At 71.4% G+C, this 20,365-nt stretch carries 21 protein-coding genes; 12 read left to right on the top strand and 9 right to left on the bottom strand.

Translation table 11 applies throughout. The features are described from left to right. Positions 1-67: 67 nt before the first annotated feature. Positions 68-955 (top strand): DMT family transporter, encoded by an 888-nt coding sequence (locus tag GGD88_RS15310; RefSeq protein WP_184437005.1) that lies wholly within the window; start codon positions 68-70, stop codon positions 953-955. 91 nt (positions 956-1,046) lie between these two features. Here GGD88_RS15310 and GGD88_RS15315 read toward each other — a convergent pair whose 3' ends face one another. Next, the gene (locus tag GGD88_RS15315) at positions 1,047-1,217 is read right to left on the bottom strand and encodes a hypothetical protein (RefSeq protein ID WP_184437007.1); all 171 of its coding nucleotides are present in this window, start codon (positions 1,215-1,217) and stop codon (positions 1,047-1,049) included. 347 nt (positions 1,218-1,564) lie between these two features. On the opposite strand from GGD88_RS15315, the gene GGD88_RS15320 reads away from it, so the two are divergent. After that, positions 1,565-1,972 (top strand): hypothetical protein, encoded by a 408-nt coding sequence (locus tag GGD88_RS15320; RefSeq protein WP_184437009.1) that lies wholly within the window; start codon positions 1,565-1,567, stop codon positions 1,970-1,972. Then, positions 1,956-2,825: a hypothetical protein gene (locus tag GGD88_RS15325; RefSeq protein WP_184437011.1), complete on the top strand. Its 870-nt coding sequence runs from the start codon at positions 1,956-1,958 to the stop codon at positions 2,823-2,825. The genes GGD88_RS15320 and GGD88_RS15325 overlap by 17 nt, the downstream gene beginning before the upstream one ends. An 82-nt stretch (positions 2,826-2,907) precedes the next feature. Here the strand turns inward: GGD88_RS15325 and GGD88_RS15330 are convergent, their stop codons facing one another. The 6 genes from GGD88_RS15330 to GGD88_RS15355 all read right to left on the bottom strand — a co-directional run bounded on the left by GGD88_RS15330 (position 2,908) and on the right by GGD88_RS15355 (position 8,965). After that, on the bottom strand, positions 2,908-3,840 hold the full coding sequence (locus tag GGD88_RS15330) for a ribose-phosphate pyrophosphokinase (RefSeq protein ID WP_184437013.1): 933 nt from the start codon (positions 3,838-3,840) through the stop codon (positions 2,908-2,910). Positions 3,841-4,258: 418 nt separating this feature from the next. Continuing rightward, the gene (locus GGD88_RS15335) at positions 4,259-5,398 is read right to left on the bottom strand and encodes a hypothetical protein (protein WP_184437015.1); all 1,140 of its coding nucleotides are present in this window, start codon (positions 5,396-5,398) and stop codon (positions 4,259-4,261) included. Positions 5,399-5,407: 9 nt separating this feature from the next. Further along, on the bottom strand, positions 5,408-6,175 hold the full coding sequence (gene pgeF, locus GGD88_RS15340; protein ID WP_184437017.1) for a peptidoglycan editing factor PgeF: 768 nt from the start codon (positions 6,173-6,175) through the stop codon (positions 5,408-5,410). Positions 6,176-6,224: 49 nt separating this feature from the next. Continuing rightward, complete coding sequence (locus GGD88_RS15345) at positions 6,225-7,304, bottom strand: class I SAM-dependent methyltransferase (protein ID WP_184437019.1); 1,080 nt, start codon at positions 7,302-7,304, stop codon at positions 6,225-6,227. Continuing rightward, positions 7,301-8,128: a prolipoprotein diacylglyceryl transferase gene (gene lgt, locus GGD88_RS15350; protein ID WP_184437045.1), complete on the bottom strand. Its 828-nt coding sequence runs from the start codon at positions 8,126-8,128 to the stop codon at positions 7,301-7,303. The genes GGD88_RS15345 and lgt overlap by 4 nt, the downstream gene beginning before the upstream one ends. A gap of 63 nt (positions 8,129-8,191) precedes the next feature. Next, complete coding sequence (locus tag GGD88_RS15355; protein ID WP_184437047.1) at positions 8,192-8,965, bottom strand: ABC transporter permease; 774 nt, start codon at positions 8,963-8,965, stop codon at positions 8,192-8,194. 223 nt (positions 8,966-9,188) lie between these two features. Between GGD88_RS15355 and GGD88_RS15360 the strand changes: the two genes are divergently transcribed. Then, on the top strand, positions 9,189-9,839 hold the full coding sequence (locus tag GGD88_RS15360; RefSeq protein ID WP_184437021.1) for a RecX family transcriptional regulator: 651 nt from the start codon (positions 9,189-9,191) through the stop codon (positions 9,837-9,839). Positions 9,840-9,923: 84 nt separating this feature from the next. Continuing rightward, the gene (locus GGD88_RS15365) at positions 9,924-12,221 is read left to right on the top strand and encodes a patatin-like phospholipase family protein (protein ID WP_184437023.1); all 2,298 of its coding nucleotides are present in this window, start codon (positions 9,924-9,926) and stop codon (positions 12,219-12,221) included. Between the two features lie 12 nt (positions 12,222-12,233). On the opposite strand, the gene GGD88_RS15370 is transcribed toward GGD88_RS15365, so the two are convergent. After that, positions 12,234-13,376 carry a patatin-like phospholipase family protein gene (locus GGD88_RS15370; RefSeq protein ID WP_184437025.1) on the bottom strand — a complete coding sequence of 381 codons (1,143 nt, stop codon included), beginning with the start codon at positions 13,374-13,376 and terminating at the stop codon, positions 12,234-12,236. A gap of 75 nt (positions 13,377-13,451) precedes the next feature. Beyond that, positions 13,452-13,769, bottom strand: a complete 318-nt coding sequence (locus GGD88_RS15375) for a hypothetical protein (protein ID WP_184437027.1) — start codon at positions 13,767-13,769, stop codon at positions 13,452-13,454. A gap of 171 nt (positions 13,770-13,940) precedes the next feature. On the opposite strand from GGD88_RS15375, the gene GGD88_RS15380 reads away from it, so the two are divergent. The 7 genes from GGD88_RS15380 (at position 13,941) to GGD88_RS15410 (ending at position 20,185) form a co-directional block, all read left to right on the top strand. Beyond that, positions 13,941-14,456 (top strand): Lrp/AsnC family transcriptional regulator, encoded by a 516-nt coding sequence (locus GGD88_RS15380; protein WP_184437029.1) that lies wholly within the window; start codon positions 13,941-13,943, stop codon positions 14,454-14,456. Between the two features lie 105 nt (positions 14,457-14,561). Then, a complete protein-coding gene (locus tag GGD88_RS15385; RefSeq protein ID WP_184437031.1) occupies positions 14,562-14,945 on the top strand; it encodes a DUF2237 family protein in 384 nt (127 codons plus the stop codon). 234 nt (positions 14,946-15,179) lie between these two features. Next, positions 15,180-16,208: a thiamine pyrophosphate-dependent dehydrogenase E1 component subunit alpha gene (locus GGD88_RS15390; protein ID WP_184437033.1), complete on the top strand. Its 1,029-nt coding sequence runs from the start codon at positions 15,180-15,182 to the stop codon at positions 16,206-16,208. Then, positions 16,205-17,191 (top strand): alpha-ketoacid dehydrogenase subunit beta, encoded by a 987-nt coding sequence (locus GGD88_RS15395; protein ID WP_184437035.1) that lies wholly within the window; start codon positions 16,205-16,207, stop codon positions 17,189-17,191. Before GGD88_RS15390 ends, GGD88_RS15395 begins: the two co-directional genes overlap by 4 nt. 43 nt (positions 17,192-17,234) lie before the next feature. Beyond that, entirely contained in the window at positions 17,235-18,260 is a 1,026-nt protein-coding gene (locus tag GGD88_RS15400) for a DctP family TRAP transporter solute-binding subunit (RefSeq protein WP_184437037.1), read from the top strand. A gap of 117 nt (positions 18,261-18,377) precedes the next feature. Then, positions 18,378-18,893, top strand: coding sequence for a TRAP transporter small permease (locus GGD88_RS15405; RefSeq protein WP_184437039.1), 516 nt, complete (start codon positions 18,378-18,380; stop codon positions 18,891-18,893). Next, entirely contained in the window at positions 18,890-20,185 is a 1,296-nt protein-coding gene (locus GGD88_RS15410) for a TRAP transporter large permease (RefSeq protein WP_184437041.1), read from the top strand. Before GGD88_RS15405 ends, GGD88_RS15410 begins: the two co-directional genes overlap by 4 nt. Positions 20,186-20,365: the final 180 nt, after the last annotated feature.

Below are 20,365 nucleotides of genomic sequence, written 5' to 3' on the forward strand. Positions count from 1 at the left end.
CGGCGCCGTTCATGGTAAGGGCGAGAGGTGTCCGTCTTTCCCTCTCCCCCACACCGGACCCCGCGCTATGCCCCTGCATCTCAAAGGTCTTTTGCTGTCGACCGCCGGCATGCTGGTGATCAGTCCGGACGGCATGCTGGTGAAGATGGTGCAGGACGCCGACGCCTTGCAGATCGTCTTCTGGCGCACCTTTCTGGCCGGCCTCACCCTGTTCGCGGTGCTGACGCTGCGGCGCGGACGCCGGGTGGTGGATCATGTGCGCGGCATGGGGCCGGTGGGGCTGCTGGCCGCGGTGATGATGGGACTGACCAACATCGCGTTCGTGACCGCCATGACCATGACGACGGTCGCCAACACGCTGGTGGTGCTGGCGACGCTGCCGCTGTTCAGCGCGCTGATCGGGCTGGCGGTGATCGGCGAGCGGGTGCGCTCGCGCACCTGGGTGGCCATCGTCCTGTCGTTCGTGGGCGTGGTCATCATCATGTCGGGCTCGGCGGGCCTGGGCGGCGGCACGCTGGCCGGCGACCTGGTGGCGCTGCTGATCCCGCTGTGCATGGGCTCGGCGCTGGTTCTGCTGCGCAAGGCGGGCGACCGGGACACGGTGCCGGTGGTCGCCCTCGGCGGCCTGTTCAGCGCGGCGGCGGTGCTGCCGTTCTGCGACCCGCTGGCGGTGACGGGCGCGGACATGCTGGTGATGATGACCATGGGCCTGGTGGTCACGCCGCTGGCGCTGTCGCTGTACACCAGCGGGGCGCGCTACATCCCGGCCGCGGAGGTCGCCCTGTTGGCGCTGATCGAGACCGTTCTGGGGCCGCTGTGGGCCTGGGTCGGGGTCGGCGAGGTGCCCGCCCCCCTTACCCTGGTCGGCGGGGCGCTGGTGGTCGGTGCCATCGCGGGCAACAGCGTCCTCGCGCTGATGCGGCGGCCGCCGCGCAACGGCGGCGGCACCGGCTGAAACAACGCGGAGACAAACGGGGCCGGCTGGTTACCCAGCCGGCCCCGCCCGGTCAGTCATGGCGAGAGGAAATGCCGTGCGGGACTCTGCCCTAGTTCTTGGCCGCGTCGCCGGCCCAGGGCGCGGTGCTCTGGCCGGAGGTCTCGGCCTGGGCGGTGGTGATCGGCTTGGTGGTCTCGGCGGTCTTCCAGCCGCTGCAGGCCAGGGCAGCGGAGGAGGCGAACAGGGTGGCGGCAAAGGCCACGGTCGCGGTCTTCAGCATCGGCGGAGTCTCCCGTGATTGAGTGAACCTCGAAGGATGGGTCCTCGATCTTCCTCGCCGAGGTGTTACGCGGAGTATGCGATCGCGGACCACCCGGAAGCAACCCTGTTTGTTTCGTGGCCGTGCGCTCTTTGCGCAATTTTATTGCCCCTCTGTGGGGACCGCGCGCATCTCCGTCCGGTCGAAGGCCCCTTCGGACGACAACCGAACGCTGGGGCGGGCGCACAGAAATGGCGGCGGCGCGCGCGGTGGCCTCGACGCGCCGGGGCGCATCGGTCACAATGGGCCGCACACCCGAGGCCGCCGCAATGAGACCTTGGGCTTGGCAAAAAATCCCTGGATTTTCAATGGACTGGTCCCGTTTCGATCGCGAGCGGTTTCGCAAGATCATGGCCCTCGCCTTGCGCGCGGACGGCGCCGAGGCGTTGCGGGCCCTGGAGCGCGCGCGCGCGCACCTGGAGGATGCCGGCGGGTCCATCGACGACATCCTGGGCGGCTCGGCCTCGATCCGCACCCATGGCGCCCCCGAATCCCGCACCGAGCATGGCGTGCCCGTGGCCCGCACCGTCGGCTCGGAGCCGGCGCGGGCCGCCGATGCGCTCGACCAAGCCCTGTATGCCAGCCGAATCGTCGCCCAGCTGCGCACCGAGAACCGGCGGCTGAACGACCTGCTCGACCAAGCCTCCCGCTACATCGCGGAACTGGAAAGCGAGATCACGCGGGTGCGGAGACGAAGCCATGGCGATGCCGGGTGAGGCCGCGCTCGGGCCGGCGGCGGAGGCGATCGCCGTCCTGACCCAGGCCCTGGATCGCGCGCTCGGCGACGGCGCGGCACCGCCGCCGCTCGGCGACCCCCGCGAGCCGGAGGTCATCCGCGCCTGGGCCGAGATGACGGACGGCGTGGACGCGGAGGGACTGGAGGAGGCCCTGGCGGCCGCCATCCAGGCCCTGGCCGCCCTGCCCGGGGGTACGACCCGGCTGGCCGACGCGGGCCTGATGCCCGACATGCCTGTGCAGGCGTCGCTGATTGCCGGCTACGTGCGCATGTTCCGGCGTATCAAGGCCATCACCGCCGCCGGCGGCCTGGACGACGCCACCCTGATGGCCGAGACCCGCCGCGACATCCGGGCGCTGAACCGGCGCATGGCCGAGGCCCTCGACACCATCCGCACGCAGCGCCGCACCATCGCCCGCATGAACACCGCGCTGATCGAGCGCGAGCGCCGGCAGGCCCAGACCACCCTGGCCCTGGAGCAGGCCCGCGACGACGTGACGGCGGCACGCGCCGCCCTGGCCCGGTTGGAGGCGGAGCGCGACGACGCCGCCCGCACCGCCGAAGCCGTGCGCGCCGAGCGCGACGAGCTGCGCCGCGACCTGAACCGGACCCGGGCGTCGGTCGAGGACCTGAAGGCCAAGTACCTGGAGAAGTTCGCGCTCGCCCTGCACGACCTCAACCGGGCGCGTGAGACGCTGTACAACGACCCGCGCTCCAGTCTGCCGGCCATGAAGGCGTCGGTGGCGCAGGGCTACTATATGATCCTGGAGGACATGGGCGCCGGAGCGGAGGCCCGCAAGCTGATGGCCTCGATCAGCGAAGAGGCGCTGTAGCGAGGCGCGCTGCGGGGGACCGGCGGGGGGGGACCGGCGGGCGCATGGCAGGGGCGCGGCCCGCCGGCCGATCCGGACTCGCTCAGTCGAACAGGCTGGAGACCGAGCGCTCGTCGCTGATGCGCTGGATCGCCTCCGCCATCAACGGCGCGATCGTGAGCTGACGGACGTTCTTGGCCAGCCGCATGGCTTCGGTGGCCTGGATGCTGTCGGTGATCACCAGGCTGTCGAGCGGCGAGGAGGTCACGCGCGCCACCGCGCCACCCGACAGGACGCCGTGGCTAACGTAGGCACTGACGGCGGTGGCACCGGCTTCCTTGAGGGCCACGGCGGCGTTGCACAGGGTGCCGGCGGAATCCACGATGTCGTCGACCAGGATGCACAGGCGGCCGTTGACGTCACCGATGATGTTCATGACCTCCGACACGCCGGCGCGCTCGCGCCGCTTGTCGATGATCGCCAGATCGGCCTCGATGCGGCTGGCTAGGCCGCGCGCGCGCACCACGCCGCCAACGTCGGGCGAGACGATGATCGGACGCTCGCCCGGGTAGCGTTCCTGGATGTCCTTGGAGAACACGGGCGCGCAGAACAGGTTGTCCAGGGGAATGTCGAAGAAGCCCTGGATCTGGCCCGAATGCAGGTCCAGCGTCACAACCCGGTTGGCGCCGGCCACGTCGATGACGTTGGCGACCAGCTTGGAGGTGATGGGCGTGCGCGGCGAGGTCTTGCGATCCTGACGGGCGTACCCGAAGTACGGGATCACCGCCGTGATGCGCCGGGCGGAGCTGCGCCGCAGGGCATCCAGGGTGACCAGCAGTTCCATCAGGTTGTCGTTGGCGGGGTAGGACGTGGGCTGAATGACGAAACAGTCTTCGCCACGCACGTTCTCGTGAATCTCGACGAACACTTCCATGTCCGAGAAGCGGCGGACGGAGGCGTCGGTCAGTTCGATGTTCAGGTAGGCGGCGATGGCTTCGGCAAGCGGACGGTTGCCGTTGCAGGCCACGAGTTTCATAGGCCAAGGTCCCCGGAGGCGATGGGAAGGAGGCGATGGGAAGGAGGCGATGGGAAGGAGGCGATGGGCAGGGTGGGCCGAAGGTCAACAGGCCCCGGCCCGGCGGCCCTCGGCCGCGCGCCCCATGCGGACCACCCCATGCGGACCGCTCCGTGGGCAGCGCCCCATAGGCGGCGCCCCTGGGGTGGCGATCCGGGCTGTGGCGATCCGGGGGCAGCGTCCCGGCGACCGGCGATCCCTCGTCAGATAGCCCCTCGTCAGATAGCCCCTCGTCAGATAGCGATGACGCGCGGCCATGACAGAGACGACACCCCCCCGCCAGCGCGCGCGGCGGACTATAGCAACGGCACCCCGGGCCGACAATACGGCTTTCATGGACCTGTCATGCCAGGGACGCGGGGCGCGCGCTCCCATTGCGTCAGGAGTCCGCGGGAGACACGATCCCCTTGCGCACCAGGATCTCGCCGACCCCCATCGCCGCGCCCTCCGCGATCAGAGCGGCCACGTCGCCCCAGCGGCCGTCCAGGCTGCCGCGCGGGATCGTGTTCTGCTGGTTGACCTCGCCCAGCACGACACCGTCGGCGTCCAGCACCTGCCAGACGATCGACACCTGCTCCTGGCCCGCGGCACCGGCGGGCAGCACCTCCACCGCGCCGCGCACGGTCAGCCTCTCGCTGCCCGGCGCGTCCGTGATGCGCACCCCGTTCTGGCGAAAGAGGCGGGTCAGGGCCCGTTCCAGCGCCGCCTTGCCGTCGCCGGGCGCCCGCGTTACCTCCGGCGGCGCCATCACCAGATCGGAGGGCCGCCGGGCGGCCCGGGCCGGCCGGTCCGTCGGGGCGGCCGGACGGTCCGGCACCGTCCCGGGCGCGGGGCCCCGCGTCGCGGCGCCCGCGTCCGCCTTCCCTCCCCCTTCGGCACCCCCGCCTTCGTCGCTGGCGACGGTTTCGGCAGCGCCGTCCCCGCCGGGCGGCGCGGTCGGGTCCGGGGCGGCCGCGGCCGCGCCCTGGGCGCCGTCGGGCACCGGACCTGTCGCCACGCCGCCGCCGTCCCCGGCCGCCACCAGCGCCGTCAAGGCCCGCGCGCTGTCGCGAGCGACCAGCGCCGCCGCGTCGGGACCCGGCGTCGCCCACAGGGCCGTCGGTACGGCCAGCGTGCGGGTGGCCTCGCCGACCAGATCGCCCTCGGGATCCAGCAGGCTCCAGCGCACCGTCACCCGGGTCCTGTCGGCCCCGGCGGCCGCCTCATCGGTCTGACGCAACAGCCACCCCAGCAACACCAGGCCGGCCGCGGACCCGGGGGCGGAATGGCCCGCCGCGGCCGGGATCCCGCGTGCCCGCAGGCGGTCGGCGACATCCTCGGCGATCAGGCGGTCGAGTGGCGGCGCCGCCCCGAGCACCGGCCGCACGGTCACACCGACCCCGGACCGCAGCGTGACCAAGGGGTTGCCGTCCGGCGCGTAGGCCTGATGGCGGAACGGCCGCGGCAGGCCGCACGCCGTGAGCACGGCCACCAGCAGAAGTACGGCCGCCACGCGCACGCCCGGCACGGACAGGCGCATGGGTGACCCTCACCGCTCCAGGGCGATGGCGGAGAGCTGGCGGCCGTAGTCGCCCTCCCCACGCAGGGTGGCGCGCCGATGGCTAAAGAAGCGGGCCTCCTCGCGGCAGGTATCGCAGGGGGTCGGCATGATCTCCCGCAACCCGGCGCGGGCCAGTTGCTTGGCGACGAAGCCGGGCAGGTCGAACATGTAGTGTCCCGGCCGCCGGGCTTCGGCAAAGAAGATGCCGTTGTCCTTGTCATGCTCCAGGAACGGGGCCGGGAACTCCGGCCCGACCTCGTAGGAGCGCTGGCCGATGCACGGCCCGATACCGGCGACGATGCGGTCCGGCCGCGCCCCCAACTCGGCCATGGCCTGGACCGTGTTGCCGAGCACGCCATCCAGCGCCCCGCGCCAGCCGGCATGCACCGCCGCAACGACGCCGGCTTTGCCGTCGGCCATCAGAACGGGCGCACAGTCCGCCGTGAGCACGCCCAGCACCAGACGCGGCTTGGTGGTCACGACCGCATCGGCCACCGGCAAGGCATCCTGGGGCCACGGCGCCTCGGTCACGACCACGGTGGCGGTATGCTGCTGGTTGATGGTGACCAGGGCCTCCGGCGGCATCTCCATCCGCTCGATCGACCGCTGCCGGTTGCGGGCGACGGAGACGGGGTCGTCATGGGAGGAATACCCGCAGTTGTTGCTGGCGTAGATCCCCTCGGAGACGCCCCGCCCGCGCGTGAAAAAGGCGTGGCGGACCCGGCTCAGGGCATTCAACGCCGATACGGTGATCATGCTCTCACGTCCCCCACCCAACACGGCCCGTTTGTGGACCCAGCCGGTGTCAGGCGGCTTCCTCGAACCCCGGAAGCGCGGCCATGCCCGGCTCGGTTGCGGCAAAAACCCTGAACAGCCTGCCCATTTCTCCTGGGTCGATCAAGCGACGAACCGCCGCCTGGATGCTCGCGGCCTGCGCGTCCGACGCGGTGCGGCGCAGCATCGCGGCGCGCGCCTCGACGCCCAGGGCCCGCAGCCATGGGCCCTGTTCCACGGGCCCCTGGACCATCGCGCCCGCTGCGCGGGCGGCCTCGCCCAAGGCCTGAAAATCCACATGGGTTGTCAAGTCGGCCGTGCCAAGAGCATCCAGCACCGTATGGAACCTGTGCGCCCGCACCGCCTGCAGGGTCTCGCCGGCCGCCGACACCGCGTGCCCATAGTCGATGACCAGCGCGACCCCGCCGCTCCGCGCCAGCCGCCGCCCCACGCTGGCCATGACCTCCCGCGCCGCCGGGCAGACCTCGGCGACGGCGCCGACGGGCGCCCGGTCGCGGACCCAGACGGCCAGATCGTCGGCCGCGCTGGGCTCGCCTGCGACGAACGCGAACCCGCCGGTGGTCTCGAGCCCGACCCGCCGCAGGCGCCAGCCGTCAGGGGCACGCACGTACTGGCGCACCGGCAGGGCATCGAGGAACTCGTTGGCGACCAGCAGCAGTGGCCGGTCCGCCGGCACGGTCTCCAGCGTGTCGTGCCAGGCCGTCACCGCATCTCCGAGCGCGGCGCGCTGGCACGCGCGCAGGGTCGGGCTGGTCTCGATCAGGTGCAGGTCCAGGGCCGCGCGGAACGCCGGCACCGGCGCCAGCGCCCGCAGCGCGTCCGCCATCAGGGTCCCGCGTCCGGGGCCGCATTCGACCAGCGTCACCGGCCGGGGCGCCCCGATCATCTGCCAGACGACCGCCAGCCACAGCCCGATGATCTCGCCGAACACCTGGCTGATCTCGGGTGCGGTGATGAAGTCGCCGGCCGCGCCGATGGCCGTCCCGCGGGCATAGTAGGCCGTGTTGGCCTCGGCCATCACGGTCTCGACGGGCACCGGCCCCTCGGCCGCGATGCGCGCCCGCAGGCGTTCCTCCAGGGACGAGGTCATGAGCGGGGGCCGGGCTCCGGCTCCGCCACCGGCGGCCGGCTCCAGGCCCAGGCCAGGAACGCCAGACCGGCCACGATCATGGGCAGAGAAAGCACCTGCCCCATGGTCACAAGCCCGAACAGATACCCAAGCTGGGCATCCGGCTCGCGCACGACCTCGACCGCGAAGCGCGCCAGCCCATAGCCGGTCAGGAACACGCCGGTCAGGGCGCCGCGCCGCCGCCGTACGGCGGGCACCCGCCACAACACCGCCAGCAGCGCGAACAGCACCAGCCCCTCCAGCACGGCCTCGTAAAGCTGGCTGGGATGGCGCGGCTGATCGTCGGCGGTGGGGAACACCATCGCCCACGGCAGATCCGGCGCCGGCCGGCCGTACAGCTCGCCGTTCACGAAGTTTGCCAGCCGCCCGAAGAACAGCCCGATGGGCGCGACGCAGGCCACCAGATCGCCCATCGCCAGCGGCGGAATGCCCTTGCGCCGGCAGAACAGCAGCAGCGCCACGATGACCCCCAGCAGGCCACCGTGGAAGGCCATGCCGCCCTGCCAGACCATCAGGATCTCGGCCGGATGTGCCAGGTAGTACGGCAAGTTGTAGAACAGCACGTAACCCAGGCGCCCGCCCAGCACCACGCCCAGGGTGGCCCAGACCAGGAAGTCGTCGGCCTGATCGCCGGTCAGCACCGCCGGCGGCGTCCGTCCCAGGCGGCGCAGATACAGCCAGCCCAGCAGCAGCCCGGCGATGTAGGCCAGGGCGTACCAGCGCACGACCAGGGGTCCGATTTCCACGGCCACCGGGTCGATCACCGGGAACGGCAGCGCCAGCAGCGGCACGGCCGACAGGGCGGCAACGGTCAGAGGCAGCACGGGCGCCGGTCCTTCCTGCTTTGCTTATGCCTTGAGTTTGTAACCGGTCCGCAGCATGGCGTAGCCGAGCGCCAGCAATGCCACGTTGGTCAGGCCGACCACCCACAGGCCCGTCACCGGCAGCGCGTCGTCGTGGCCGATGAAACCGTAGCGGAAGCCGTCGATCATGTAGAAGAACGGGTTGACGTGGGCGAAAAGCTGGAAGTTCTCGGGCAGGCGGTCGATCGAATAGAACGTGCCCGATAGGAACGACAGCGGGGTGACGATAAAGTTCGTCACCGCGGCCATGTGGTCGAACTTGTCCGCCCAGATGCCGGCGATGATGCCGAGCAGCGACAGCATCAGCGACGCCCCCAGGGCATGGAACAGGATATAGCCGATGTTGTGCACGTGGATGGTCACGAACACGGCCATGGCCGCCAGCACCGCCAGCCCGACCACGAGGCCGCGGGTCATGCCGCCCAGGGCATAGGCCGCCAGGATCTCGCCGCTCGACAACGGCGGCATCAGCACGTCGACGATGTTGCCCTGCACCTTGGAGATGATCACCGACGACGAGGTGTTGGCGAAGGCGTTCTGCACCATCGCCATCATCACCAGGCCGGGGGCCAGGAACTCCATGAACGACACGCCGGGAACGTGGTTGGCCACGTCGCGGCCCAGCGCCAGGACGAAGATCGCGAGGAAGATCAGCGTGGTGACGATGGGCGCCATGATGGTCTGCATGTAGACCTTCATGAAGCGCCGCACCTCCTTGAGGTACAGCTCCCAGGCGCCGCGCCAGTTCACCGCGCCCATCGGACGGGGCGGCGGCAGCGTCTCCACATCGGTCTTGGCGCCGTCGCGCACGAATAGCCTCCTGTCGGTTCTCTGTCGCTGTTTAGGGCGCGGCCTGGCCTTGGGCAAGGGACGATGCCGTGACGCGGCGCCGAACGGGCGCCCGTCTCCGGAACGTCGGGGCGGGGTATGGGGCCGGGCGGCCGGATGACGGGCGTGCGACCTGCGTGCTATCTGGGCCGTCATGGCGAAAAGGCAAGGCACAGCGGAGCAGACGACGCGCGGACCGCGCGATCCGGAGCGCCCCGCCGGGGACGCGCCCCGGCGGCCGCGCGGGCCACGCAAGGTCACGCCGCGCGCGCTGGAGAACGCGGCGGTGTTCTATCTGCAACGGTTTTCCGCCAGCACCGCACGGGTGCGCCGGGTGCTGGAACGGCGGGTGGAGCGGTCGGCCCGCGCCCATCCCGAGGTCGACCGGACCGAGGCGGCGGGCTGGATCGAGGACGTGCTGGCCCGGTTGCAGCGGGCCGGCCTGCTCGACGATGCACGCCATGCCGAGACCCGGGCCGGGGCGCTGCATCGCCGCGGCGACTCGCGGCGCGCCATCGCCGCGCGGCTGCGGGCCGACGGCGTCGACCGCGCCGACATCGCCGCTGCCCTGGACGGGGTGGCCGCCGAGGCCGCCGGTCCGGATCCGGACCTGGTGGCCGCCGCCACGCTGGCGCGACGCCGGCGCCTGGGCCCCTATCGCGGCGACGCCGCCGCGCGGGCCGCCCACCGCCAGCGCGACCTCGCCGCGCTGGCGCGCAAGGGCTTCCCCGCCCGCATCGCCCTGGCGGTGCTCGATGCGGCCGACGTCGAGGCGCTGGAGGCGCTGGTGACGGACGGCGGGTGATCCGGCTCCAGCCCGTGCACGCGCCCGCCCCCGCCGGTACACTCCGGGGCACCGCCCCGCCCGCCCTGTCCCGGAGCCCCGGCCATGCCCCGAGCCCGCCGCCCCGCCGCCGTCCTGCAGGCGCTTGCGTTGCTGTGCGTCGCCCTGCTGCCGCTGTCCGCGCTGGCCCAGGCCGCCGGGACGGCGCCGGACCGGCCGCGCGTCGGGCTGGTCCTGGGCGGCGGCGGGGCGCTGGGGGCCGCCCATGTCGGCGTCATCCAGGTGCTGGAGCGCCTGGGCGTCCCGATCGACATGGTCGCCGGCACCTCCATGGGCGCGCTGGTGGGGGGCCTCTACGCCACCGGCCGCGACGGCGACGACCTGGCCACGGTCCTGCAATCCGTCGATTGGGGCGACGCCTTCCGGGATTCACCGCCGCGCAACGATCAACCGTTCCACCGCAAGCGCGAGGATCTGGATTTCCTGGTCGACACCCGCCTGGGCGTGCGCGAGGACGGCACCCTGGGAGCCCCGCTCGGCTTCGTGCAGGGGCAGCGCATCAACCTGATCCTGAAGCGCCTGACCCTCGCCGCCGCCGACATCGACGACTTCGATGCCCTGCCCCGCCCGTTCCGCGCCGTGGCGGTGGACGTGGAGACCGGCCGCCCGGCGGTGCTCGGATCGGGCAGTCTGCCGGTCGCGATGCGCGCCAGCATGTCCGTGCCCGGCGTGTTCCCGCCGGTCGAGCTGAACGGCCGCTGGCTGCTGGACGGCGGCGTCGTCAACAATGTGCCGGTGGACGTGGTGCGGCGCATGGGCGCCGACCGCGTCATCGTGGTCAACCTGCCGACCAAGCTGCGCGACCGCGACGCCATGACCACGCCCCTGGACGTGCTGGGGCAGATGGTCAGCGTGGCCATCGAACAGAACACCCAGGCCCAGCTCGGCCTGTTGCGGCCCGGCGATATCCTGATCGAGCCCGACCTGGGCGACATGGGGCCGGCCGACTTCGACCGCGTGAGCGAGGCGGTGGCGCTCGGTGCCCGGGCCGCGGCGGACCAGACGGCCGCGCTGCGACGCCTGGCCGACAGCCTCGACCGACCGGACGGCAGCGCGCGCCCGGCGCCAACCCCAGCCCCGGCCCCGGCCCCGGCGACCGCGGCCGCGCCGCCGGACGACACCGCGCCCCCCGCCGGCGCCGTCGTCGTCACCGACATGCGCGTGGACGGCGACGGTACCCTCGGCGACCGGGTCATCCTGGGCTACATCCACCAGCGTCTCGGCGCGCCGCTCGACCTCGACCAGCTCGAACGCGACCTGGCGACCCTGTACGGCCTCGACCTGTTCGAGCGCGTGGACTGGACCCTGGAGCGGGCCGCCGACGGCCGCACCGGCACGCTCGTGATCATCGTGCGCGCCCGCTCCTGGGGCACCGACTCGCTCCAGTTCGGCCTGCGCCTGACCGACGATTTCCAGGGCAACGCGGCCTACGGCCTGTCGGCGGCCTATACCCTGCGCCCGCTCAACACCCTGGGCGGATCGCTGCGGCTGGCCGCCGAGATCGGCAACCGCCCCTCCGTCTCGGCCCGCCTGGTGCAACCCCTGGAGAGCGACCAGGACTGGATCCTCACCGCCGACCTGCGCGCCGAGCGCAGCGTGCGGCGGCTGTTCACCGAGACCCGGGGCCGGGCGCCCGGTGCCTACGACCTGTCGCTCGCAAGCGGCGAGGCCATGCTCGGGCGCGTGCTCGGCGACTGGGGCGCGGTCTCGGCCGGCCTGCGGCTCGCCACGGGCTGGGTGGAACCACAGTTTCCGGGGGGCGATACCGGCAGCACGCGCCTGCTCGCGGCCGAGGCGTTCGGTCGGCTGGCGGTCGACACCTTCGACAGCGTCACCTGGCCGCGTCACGGCAGCCTCGGCACCCTGGAGGTCACCGAGTCGCTGCCCGCCCTGGGCGCGGACGCCCGCTATCGCCAGGTGGACCTCGACGCCTGGACGGCGCTGAGCTGGGGACCCCACACGATGTTGCCACACGTGACGGCCAGCTACACCCTCGACGGCGAGGCGCCGATCCAGGCGCTGTTCCCGCTGGGCGGGTTCCTCGCGCTGTCGGGCTATGCCGAGAACCGGTTCCTGGGCCAGAACCGGGTCCTGGGCGGCCTGACCTACATGCATCGCCTGACCGACCTCTCGTTCAGCCCCCTGGACGTGCCGCTCTATGCCGGCGCGTCGGTGGAAGCCGGCAACGTCTGGGACGCGCGGACGCCCTGGCCCGACGACCTGCGTTATTCGGGGACCCTGTTCGTCGGCGCGGACACCACGCTCGGGCCGGCCTATCTCGGGGTCGGGCTGGCGTCGCTCGACCGTCAGGCGGTGTTCCTGCGTCTCGGGCGGCCGTTCTGAGGCAGCTCATGATCAATGCGAACCACGTCGTGGTCCCGATTGATCGCGATCCGCGCTAACCGGCCCCGACGGCGTCGGCGCGCCCTCCGGGTCCGGCCCGACCGTCTTCGCCGTGTCGAGGTAGTCGTGATGCAGATCCACGGTGGACCGGACGCCCACCTCCGCCGCGTGGGCGGCCAACCAGGCGTCCGCCGCCGCCCGGCCGCGGTCGCGCAGTTCGCACAGGAAGGCCCAGTCGGTGTTGAACTTGCTCGCCACCGACAGGTCGCACATGAGCTGGTCGGCGCGGATGGCGTGGAATTTCACGCGCCGCAGCTTTCCCTGGTGCTCCTCGTTGAGCCAATCCTCCTCGATCAGCTTCTGAACGAAGGCGATCGCCCGCATCTCGCTCAGGAGGGCGCTGTTGAAGCTGATCTCGTTGACCCGGTTCATGATGTCGGACGCACTCTTGGGCACCGCGTCACGCTCGATCGGGTTGATGTTCACGATCAGCACGTCGTCGGTCCCGGTGTGGTAGTAGAACGGGAACAGCGACGGATTGCCCATGTAGCCGCCGTCCCAGTACGCCTCGTCGCCGATCTCCACCGCCTTGAACAGGAACGGCAGACAGGCGGAGGCCATGACGACGTCGACCGACATTTCGGGGGCGGTGAACACCCGCACCCGGCCGGTGCGGACGTTGGTGGCGCTGATGAACAGGTGGGTGCACCGGCAGTGCACCAGCGCCTCGAAGTCAACCGTCCGCTCCAGGATGTCGCGCAGCGGATTGAAGTCGAACGGATTGAAGATGTAGGGCGAGACCGCCCGGGTCACCACGTCGAAGGCCATGTAGAGGGGCGACCGGTCCATGTTCCAGGACCCGTCCCAACTCTCCCACGGCAGCATGCGCACCGGGGAATACAGCCGGCCGGCCCGGCTGACCTCGGCCCAGAAGTCCGTCAGCGCGGCCCGCGCCCCGTCCGCCCCGCCCGTCATCTTGCCGTAGGCGTAGACGACCGCATTCATCGAGCCGGCGCTGGTGCCCGACAGGCCGTCGATCTCCAGCCGCCCGTCCTCGATCAGGCGGTCGAGGACCCCCCAGGTGAAGGCGCCGTGGGCACCGCCGCCCTGCAAGGCGACATTGATCGGCTTGGTGTTCGGTGATCCCGCGGTCATGGCTGTCCCCTGCGCGCCGCCTCTGATGCGCCGACATGTGGGCGCGGCGCGGCGGCCCCACCAGAGGCCCGGTGGTCACGCCCGCTGCACCGACCAGACGCACGGCCAGGACGCCACCCGCGCCGCCAGATGCGCCGCCTCCTGTGCCCCCGACAGCGTGACCGTGAGCGCGATCCACTGCCCGTCCGGATCGTCGGCCAGCGGGGCCGTCGCCATGTGCTCGGGCACGCACGACCGCCGGGCCAGTTCCGCCACCAGCCGGGTCAGCAGGTTAGGATCGCGCGCCCCCTCGATGTGGCACACCAGGCGGCCGGGGTGCGGCGGGGCGGCGGCGCGGGACATCGGACAGGCGGGGTCGGCAAGGCCATCGGCGGCCGCGGCAAGGTCGAGCATCGGAGGATCCGTCGCGAGGGGTGAGCCTGCCCGTCACCCTACCGGTGCCAGCGCGAAAGGTGCTGCCAATGTTTTCCATCGCGTCACTACACTGGGAAATCCTCTGCTTCCCGAACGCGGTTGTGGGGAATAGTGTCATTCAAACTCCGACCAAACCGGAAGAGACCTCCCATGCCCGACGCCGATACCTCGCCGGCCCGCCCGCGCCTTGACGCCATCGACCGGCGCATCCTGCGCGTCCTATCCACCGAAGGCCGGATCAGCAACGCCGACCTGGCCGCCCGTGTCGGCCTGTCCGCCAGTCCCTGCTGGAAGCGGGTGCGCGCGCTGGAGGCACGCGGTTTCATCACCGGGTACGGCGCCCGCCTGAGCCGGGAGGCGCTCGGCTTCCCCGAGACCGTCATCATCAACGTCACGCTGGAAAGCCACACCGAGGACACCCTGGCGCGCTTCGGCGAGGTGCTGGCCGACATCCCGGAGGTGATGGAGGCGTACCTGGTCACCGGGGACTACGACTACCTGATCCGGGTCGCGGTCGCCGGCACGCGGCACTACGAGAGCTTCCTCCGCGAGACCCTGTACAAGATCCCCGGGATCCGGCACTCGCGGTCGAGTTTCGTCCTGCGGGAGTTGAAGACCGAGACGTCGCTTCTGGACGCCCGGCCCGATGGGGCCGCGACCCGCTGACGGCCGCATGACAGCCCGGTGACACACGTCCGCCCCCTCCCCACATGGTCTGCATCGGCCGCTGTTGCGTAGACGCGGTTCGCACCGCCCGCAGGAGATCCGCCCATGGCCCGAAACACCGCCACCGCCCGCAATGTGCTCGGGGGGCCACTGGAGCCCTGCTCCATGCGGCCGCTCACGGGATTCTTCCGGGACGGCTGCTGCAACACGGGGGCGGCGGATGTGGGCTCGCATACCGTGTGCGCGGTCATGACGCTGGAGTTTCTGGAGTTCAGCCGCCGCGCCGGCAACGACCTGCTCACGCCCCGCCCGGACTTCGGGTTCCCCGGTCTCAAGCAGGGCGACCGCTGGTGCGTGTGCGCCCCGCGCTGGCTGGAGGCGTTCGAGGTCGGCCTGGCCCCGCCGGTGGTGCTGGAGGCGACGCATGAACGCGCCCTGGAGGTGCTGGAACTGGCGGAATTGAAGGCGTACAAGGCAAAGGTGAAGTAGGCCGGCGCCGTCGCCGGTTCGATCGTCCCGCGCATCTCATCCGCTTCGTCACAGACCCTCCGCCCCGAAAGGGCGGCCACCTGCGCCCGCCGCGGGACCCTGTCCTGCGGCCGGGTTGGTCGCGGGCACGCCTTTTCGCTTCCCGCCGCCCGCACCGGTGCGCTATCACCCCCCGGTGGTTCCTTGTGGCCACGAGGTGAAACAAACGATCCGGTCCGGGGGGCTCATTCGATCATGACAGAACCCGACGCGGCGCCGCGACGCAACGTCGATACCGAGCGGCTCATGGGCTTGCTCAGCGAGATGGCGCGCATCCGCGCCTTCGAGGAGACCGCCGTCGCCGCCCTGGAATCCGGGCTCTACCCCGGGTTCATCCATCCGTCCATTGGCCAGGAAGCGGTCCCGGTCGGCGTCTGCGCCCACCTGACCGAGGCCGACCCGTTGCTGTCGACGCATCGCGGCCACGGCCACACCATGGCCAAGGGCGCGACGCCCACGGGCATGATGTGCGAGCTGTTCGGCCGGGCCAGCGGGGTCTGCGGCGGCAAGGGCGGCTCCATGCACATCGCCGACTTCCGCGTCGGCATGCTGGGCGCCAACGGCGTGGTCGGCGCCAACATCCTGATCGCCGCCGGCGCCGCCCACGCCCTCAAGGTCAAGGGCGAGACCGGACGCGTCGTGGCCTGCTTCTTCGGCGACGGCGCCATCAACCGCGGCCCGTTCCTGGAGGGCCTGAACTGGGCCCGCACCTTCGACCTGCCGGTGTTGTTCGTGTGCGAGGAGAACGGATTCGCCGCCACCACCCGCACCGGCGTCCTGACCGCCGGCGACGGCCCGGCCGCGCGCGCCGAAAGCCTGGGCATCCCGTCGCTGACGGTGGATGGCAACGACATCCAGGCGGTCGACGAGGCCGCCGCCGTGCTGGTCGGCGCCATCCGGCGCGGCGAGGGGCCGCGCTTCCTGCTCGCCCACACCTACCGTCTGACCGGCCACACCTCCATGGACGCGGCCGGCTACCGGCCCGAGGGCGAGGCGGAAGAGCGCTGGACGCGCGACCCGATCAGCCGCTGCGCCGAGAGGCTGCGCCAGGCCGGCGTTGCCGAAACCGCGATCGCCGCCGTCATCCGGTCCGCCGAAGAGGAGATCGAGGCCGCCCTGGAGACCGCGAAGGATGCCCCCTGGCCCGCGCCGGAGGCCGCCTTCACCGACGTCCAGGACCTGGGCGCGCCCGTCCCCACCCGGCCGGGAGGGCTGGCGCGATGACCGTGATGACCTACCGCGAGGCCGCGCGCCGGGCGCTGGCCGAGGAGATGGCGCGCGACGCCACCGTCTGGGCACTGGGCGAGGACCTGGGACGGGGCGGCATCTTCGGCCAGTACGCCGACCTGACCGCCCGCTTCGGCCCCGACCGCATCGTCGACACCCCGATCAGCGAGGCCGCCATCGTCGGCGCCGCCGTCGGGGCCGCCATGATGGGCACCCGGCCGGTGGTCGAGATGCGCATCGCCGACTTCGCCCTGTGCGCCATCGACGAGCTGGTCAACCAGGCCGCCAAGGCGCGCTACATGTTCGGCGGCCAGGCGCGCGTCCCGCTGGTGGTGCGCGAGCCCATCGGCGTCTGGCCGGCGCTGGCGGCGCAGCACTCGCAGTCGCTGGAGGCCTGGTACACCCACATCCCCGGCCTTGTCGTGGTGGCGCCCGCGACGCCCGCCGATGCCCGGGACCTGCTCAAGGCCGCGATCCGCTGCGACGACCCCGTGGTGCACCTGGAACACAAGATGCTCTGGGGCCTGGAGGACGAGGTTCCCGACGCCACGAATGCCGCCCCGGACCCGGCCGCCACTCTGGGGCGGGCGCGCATCGCGCGCCCGGGCGACGACCTCACCGTGGTCACCTGGTCGCGCCTGGTGCACGACAGTCTCGCCGCCGCCGAGATCTTGCGTGCCGAGGGCCGCTCGGTCGAGGTCATCGACTTGCGCACCCTGTGGCCCTGGGACCAGGATACGGTCCTTGCGTCGGTGGAACGGACCGGCCGGCTGCTGGTGGTGCACGAGGCGGTCACCGTCTCGGGGTTCGGCGCCGAGATCGCCGCCGTGGTCTCGGAGGCCCTGTTCGGCCGCCTCAAGGCGCCGGTGCGCCGTCTCGGGGCGCCGCGCGCGCCGGTGCCCTACGCACCGCCGCTGGAGGAGCAGGTGCGCCTGACCGCCGCCGACGTCACGGCGGCGGCCCGCGCCATGCTGGGATGATCCCGTACCGCACTCAAACAAAAGCTTTGTGGAGGACGATCCGATGAGCATCAGGACCCTTCTCGGCGCCGCAGCCGGCGCGGCCCTGGCGGTGACCCTGGCGGCCCCCGCCCAGGCGGCCGACTACAAGGACGAATACAAGGTCTCCACCGTCGTGCCGGCGCCCTTCCCCTGGGGCATCGCCGCCGAGGAGTGGGCGAAGCTGGTGGCCGAGCGCACCGACGGCCGGATCACGATGAAGGTCTATCCGGGCGCCCAGCTCGTCGCCGGCGAGCAGACCAAGGAGTTCACCGCCCTGCGCCGCGGCGCCATCGACATGGCCGTCGGCTCCACCATCAACTGGTCGCCGCAGATGGTGGAGATGAACCTGTTCGCCCTGCCCTTCCTGATGCCGGACTACGCCGCCCTGGATGCCCTGACCGGCGGCCCGGTGGGCGAACGCCTGTTCGAGATCGTGCGCGAGAACGGCGTGGAGCCGCTGGCCTGGGCCGAGAACGGCTTCCGCGAGGTGACCAACTCCAAGCACCCGATCGAGACGCCGGCGGACCTGGACGGCCTGAAGATGCGCGTGGTCGGCTCGCCCCTGTTCCAGGACACCTTCACCGCCCTGGGCGCCAACCCGGTGCAGATGAGCTGGGCGGACGCCAAGCCGGCGCTGACCACCGGGGCCGTGGACGGCCAGGAGAACCCGCTGACCATCTACACCATCGCCAAGATGCACGAAATCGGCCAGAGCTACGTCACCACCTGGCACTATGTCGCCGATCCGCTGATCTTCGGCGTCAGCCACAAGGTGTGGGAGACCTTCACGCCGGAGGACAAGGAGATCGTCCGCCAGGCCGCCATCGACGCCGGCGCGGTCGGCATCGCGGCCGCGCGCAAGGGCCTGACCGACGACGACACCGCCCTGATCGAGGAGATCGAGGGCTACGGCGTCACCGTCACCGACCTGACGGAGGCGCAGCGCCAGGCCTTCGTTGATGCCACCCGGGAGGTCTACGACGCCTGGACGGACAAGATCGGCGCCGATCTGGTGGAGATGGCCGAGGAGTCCATCGCCAACCGCTGACGCCGCCCAGCCACGGGTTCGTTGGGGTGAGCGCCAGCGACCCCCAACGCCCCATCCGCATCTTGGGGTTGGACCCTGGGGGCCTCGCCACCACCCTCCGACTACATCGAGTCCGTCATGTCTGCCGATCCGCCGCCCCCCGAGACCCCCGCCCCGAGCGCCCGCCGCTTCCGTATCGAGGAGGCGATCGGGGCCGCCGCGATGGCAACGATCTGCCTGATCAGCATCAGCAACGTGGTGGTCCGCTATGCCACCAACGTCTCGTTTGCCTTCACCGAAGAGGTGTCGGTCTTCCTGCTGGTGGTGCTGACGTTCGTGGGCACGGCGCTCGCCTTCGCGAAGGACGACCACATCCGCATCGAAGTCATCGTGCGGCGCCTGGGACCCATCGGCCGGCGCCTGTGCGACGGCCTGTCGCTGGCCGCGTCGGTGCTGCTGTTCGGGGTGCTGGTGTACTACGGCGGCCTGCTGGCGTGGGAGGAATACCGCTGGGGCGAGACCTCGCCGGCGATGGGCTTCCCGACCTGGATCTACACGATCTGGCTGCCGATCCTGTCGCTGGTGGTCCTGATCCGGATCCTGGGGCCGCGCCTGGCGGGCCTGTCCCGGCGCCGGCGGGAGGGCGGGCGATGACCGCGAACCTTGTCCTTCTGCTGGGATTTGTGGTGCTGCTGCTGGCCGGAACCCCGGTCGCGGTCGCCCTGGGCGTGGCCGGGCTGGCGGCCATCTTCATCGGCCTGGACATGTACGCCGTCGCCAACACGGCGACCATCGCCTACACCAGCATCGCCAAGTATCCCCTTATCGCCATCCCGCTGTTCATCCTGACCGGGATGATCTTCGAACGTTCCGGCGTCGCCGCCCGGCTGGTGCGGCTGGCGCAGGCGGTGGTGGGGCCGCGCCGCGGCGGCCTGGCGCTGGTCGCCATCCTGGTGTGCCTGATCATGGGCGGCATGTCGGGCTCGGGTCCGGCCGACGCCGCCGCGGTGGCCACCGTGATGATCCCCAGCATGATGAAGGCGGGCTATCCGCGCGCCTTCTCGGCCAGCATCATCGCGGCCTCGGCCTCCACCGCCATCCTGATCCCGCCGTCGATCGCGCTGATCGTCTACTCCATCCTGGTGCCCGGCACCGACCTGCGCGCCCTGTTCGCCGCCGGCCTCGGCCCCGGCCTGCTGGCCGGACTGGCGGTCGCCCTGCCCGCCCTGCTGCTCAGCCGCCGGCACGGCTTCGGCGTCGACGAGGGCACCGAGCGCCCGCCCCTGCGCGCGAGCTTCATCGACGCCCTGCCCGGCCTGTTCGCCCCGGTGGTGATCCTGGGCGGCCTGCGCAGCGGCCTGTTCACGCCGACCGAGGCCGCGGTGGTCGCCGTCTTCTACGGCCTGATTGTGGGCGTGTTCCTGCACCGCTCCATGGGCCTACGCGAGGTCTACCGGGTGCTGGCCGACTCGGCGTCGGTGTCGGCCGTTGTCATGATCATCATCTCGCTGGCCGGCATCTTCGCCTGGGCCGGGTCCACCCTGGGCGCGTTCGATGCGGCCGCCGCGTTCATCCTGTCCCTGTCGGACAACGCCATCGTCGTGCTGCTGATGGTCATGGTGGTGCTCCTGCTCGCCGGCATGGTGCTGGACGGGGTGTCGATCTACCTCATCACCCTGCCGCTCCTGATCCCGATCATGGCGACGTTCGACTGGAACCCGGTCTGGTTCGGCGTGCTGATGGCGATGAACATCGCGGTCGGCCAGTTCACGCCGCCGGTCGCCGTGAACCTGATGGTGACCTCGAAGATCGCCGGCATTCCGATCGAGGCCACCGTGCGCTGGGTGATCTGGCCGATCGTCGCCATGCTGGCGGCGATGGGGCTGGTGATCGCCTTCCCGCAGATTGCCCTGTGGTTGCCCGATGCGCTCGGCTACCGCACATGAGCCGGGGCCAACCAAACGAGGGGCAACCAAACGCATGGAGCGGGGCGGCGCACAGGGGACGGCGTCCCGCGCTCCGGACACTCCGCAGGGCTCCGAACTCGGATTACAGAAAGTTCATGGTGAGGTGGTCCACATCACGGAGCTTTCATGATTCGCTGTGCCATCCGATTGCGGCGGCGG

Origin of the sequence: Roseospira goensis, assembly GCF_014197795.1 — a bacterium.
GTDB lineage: Bacteria > Pseudomonadota > Alphaproteobacteria > Rhodospirillales > Rhodospirillaceae > Rhodospira > Rhodospira goensis.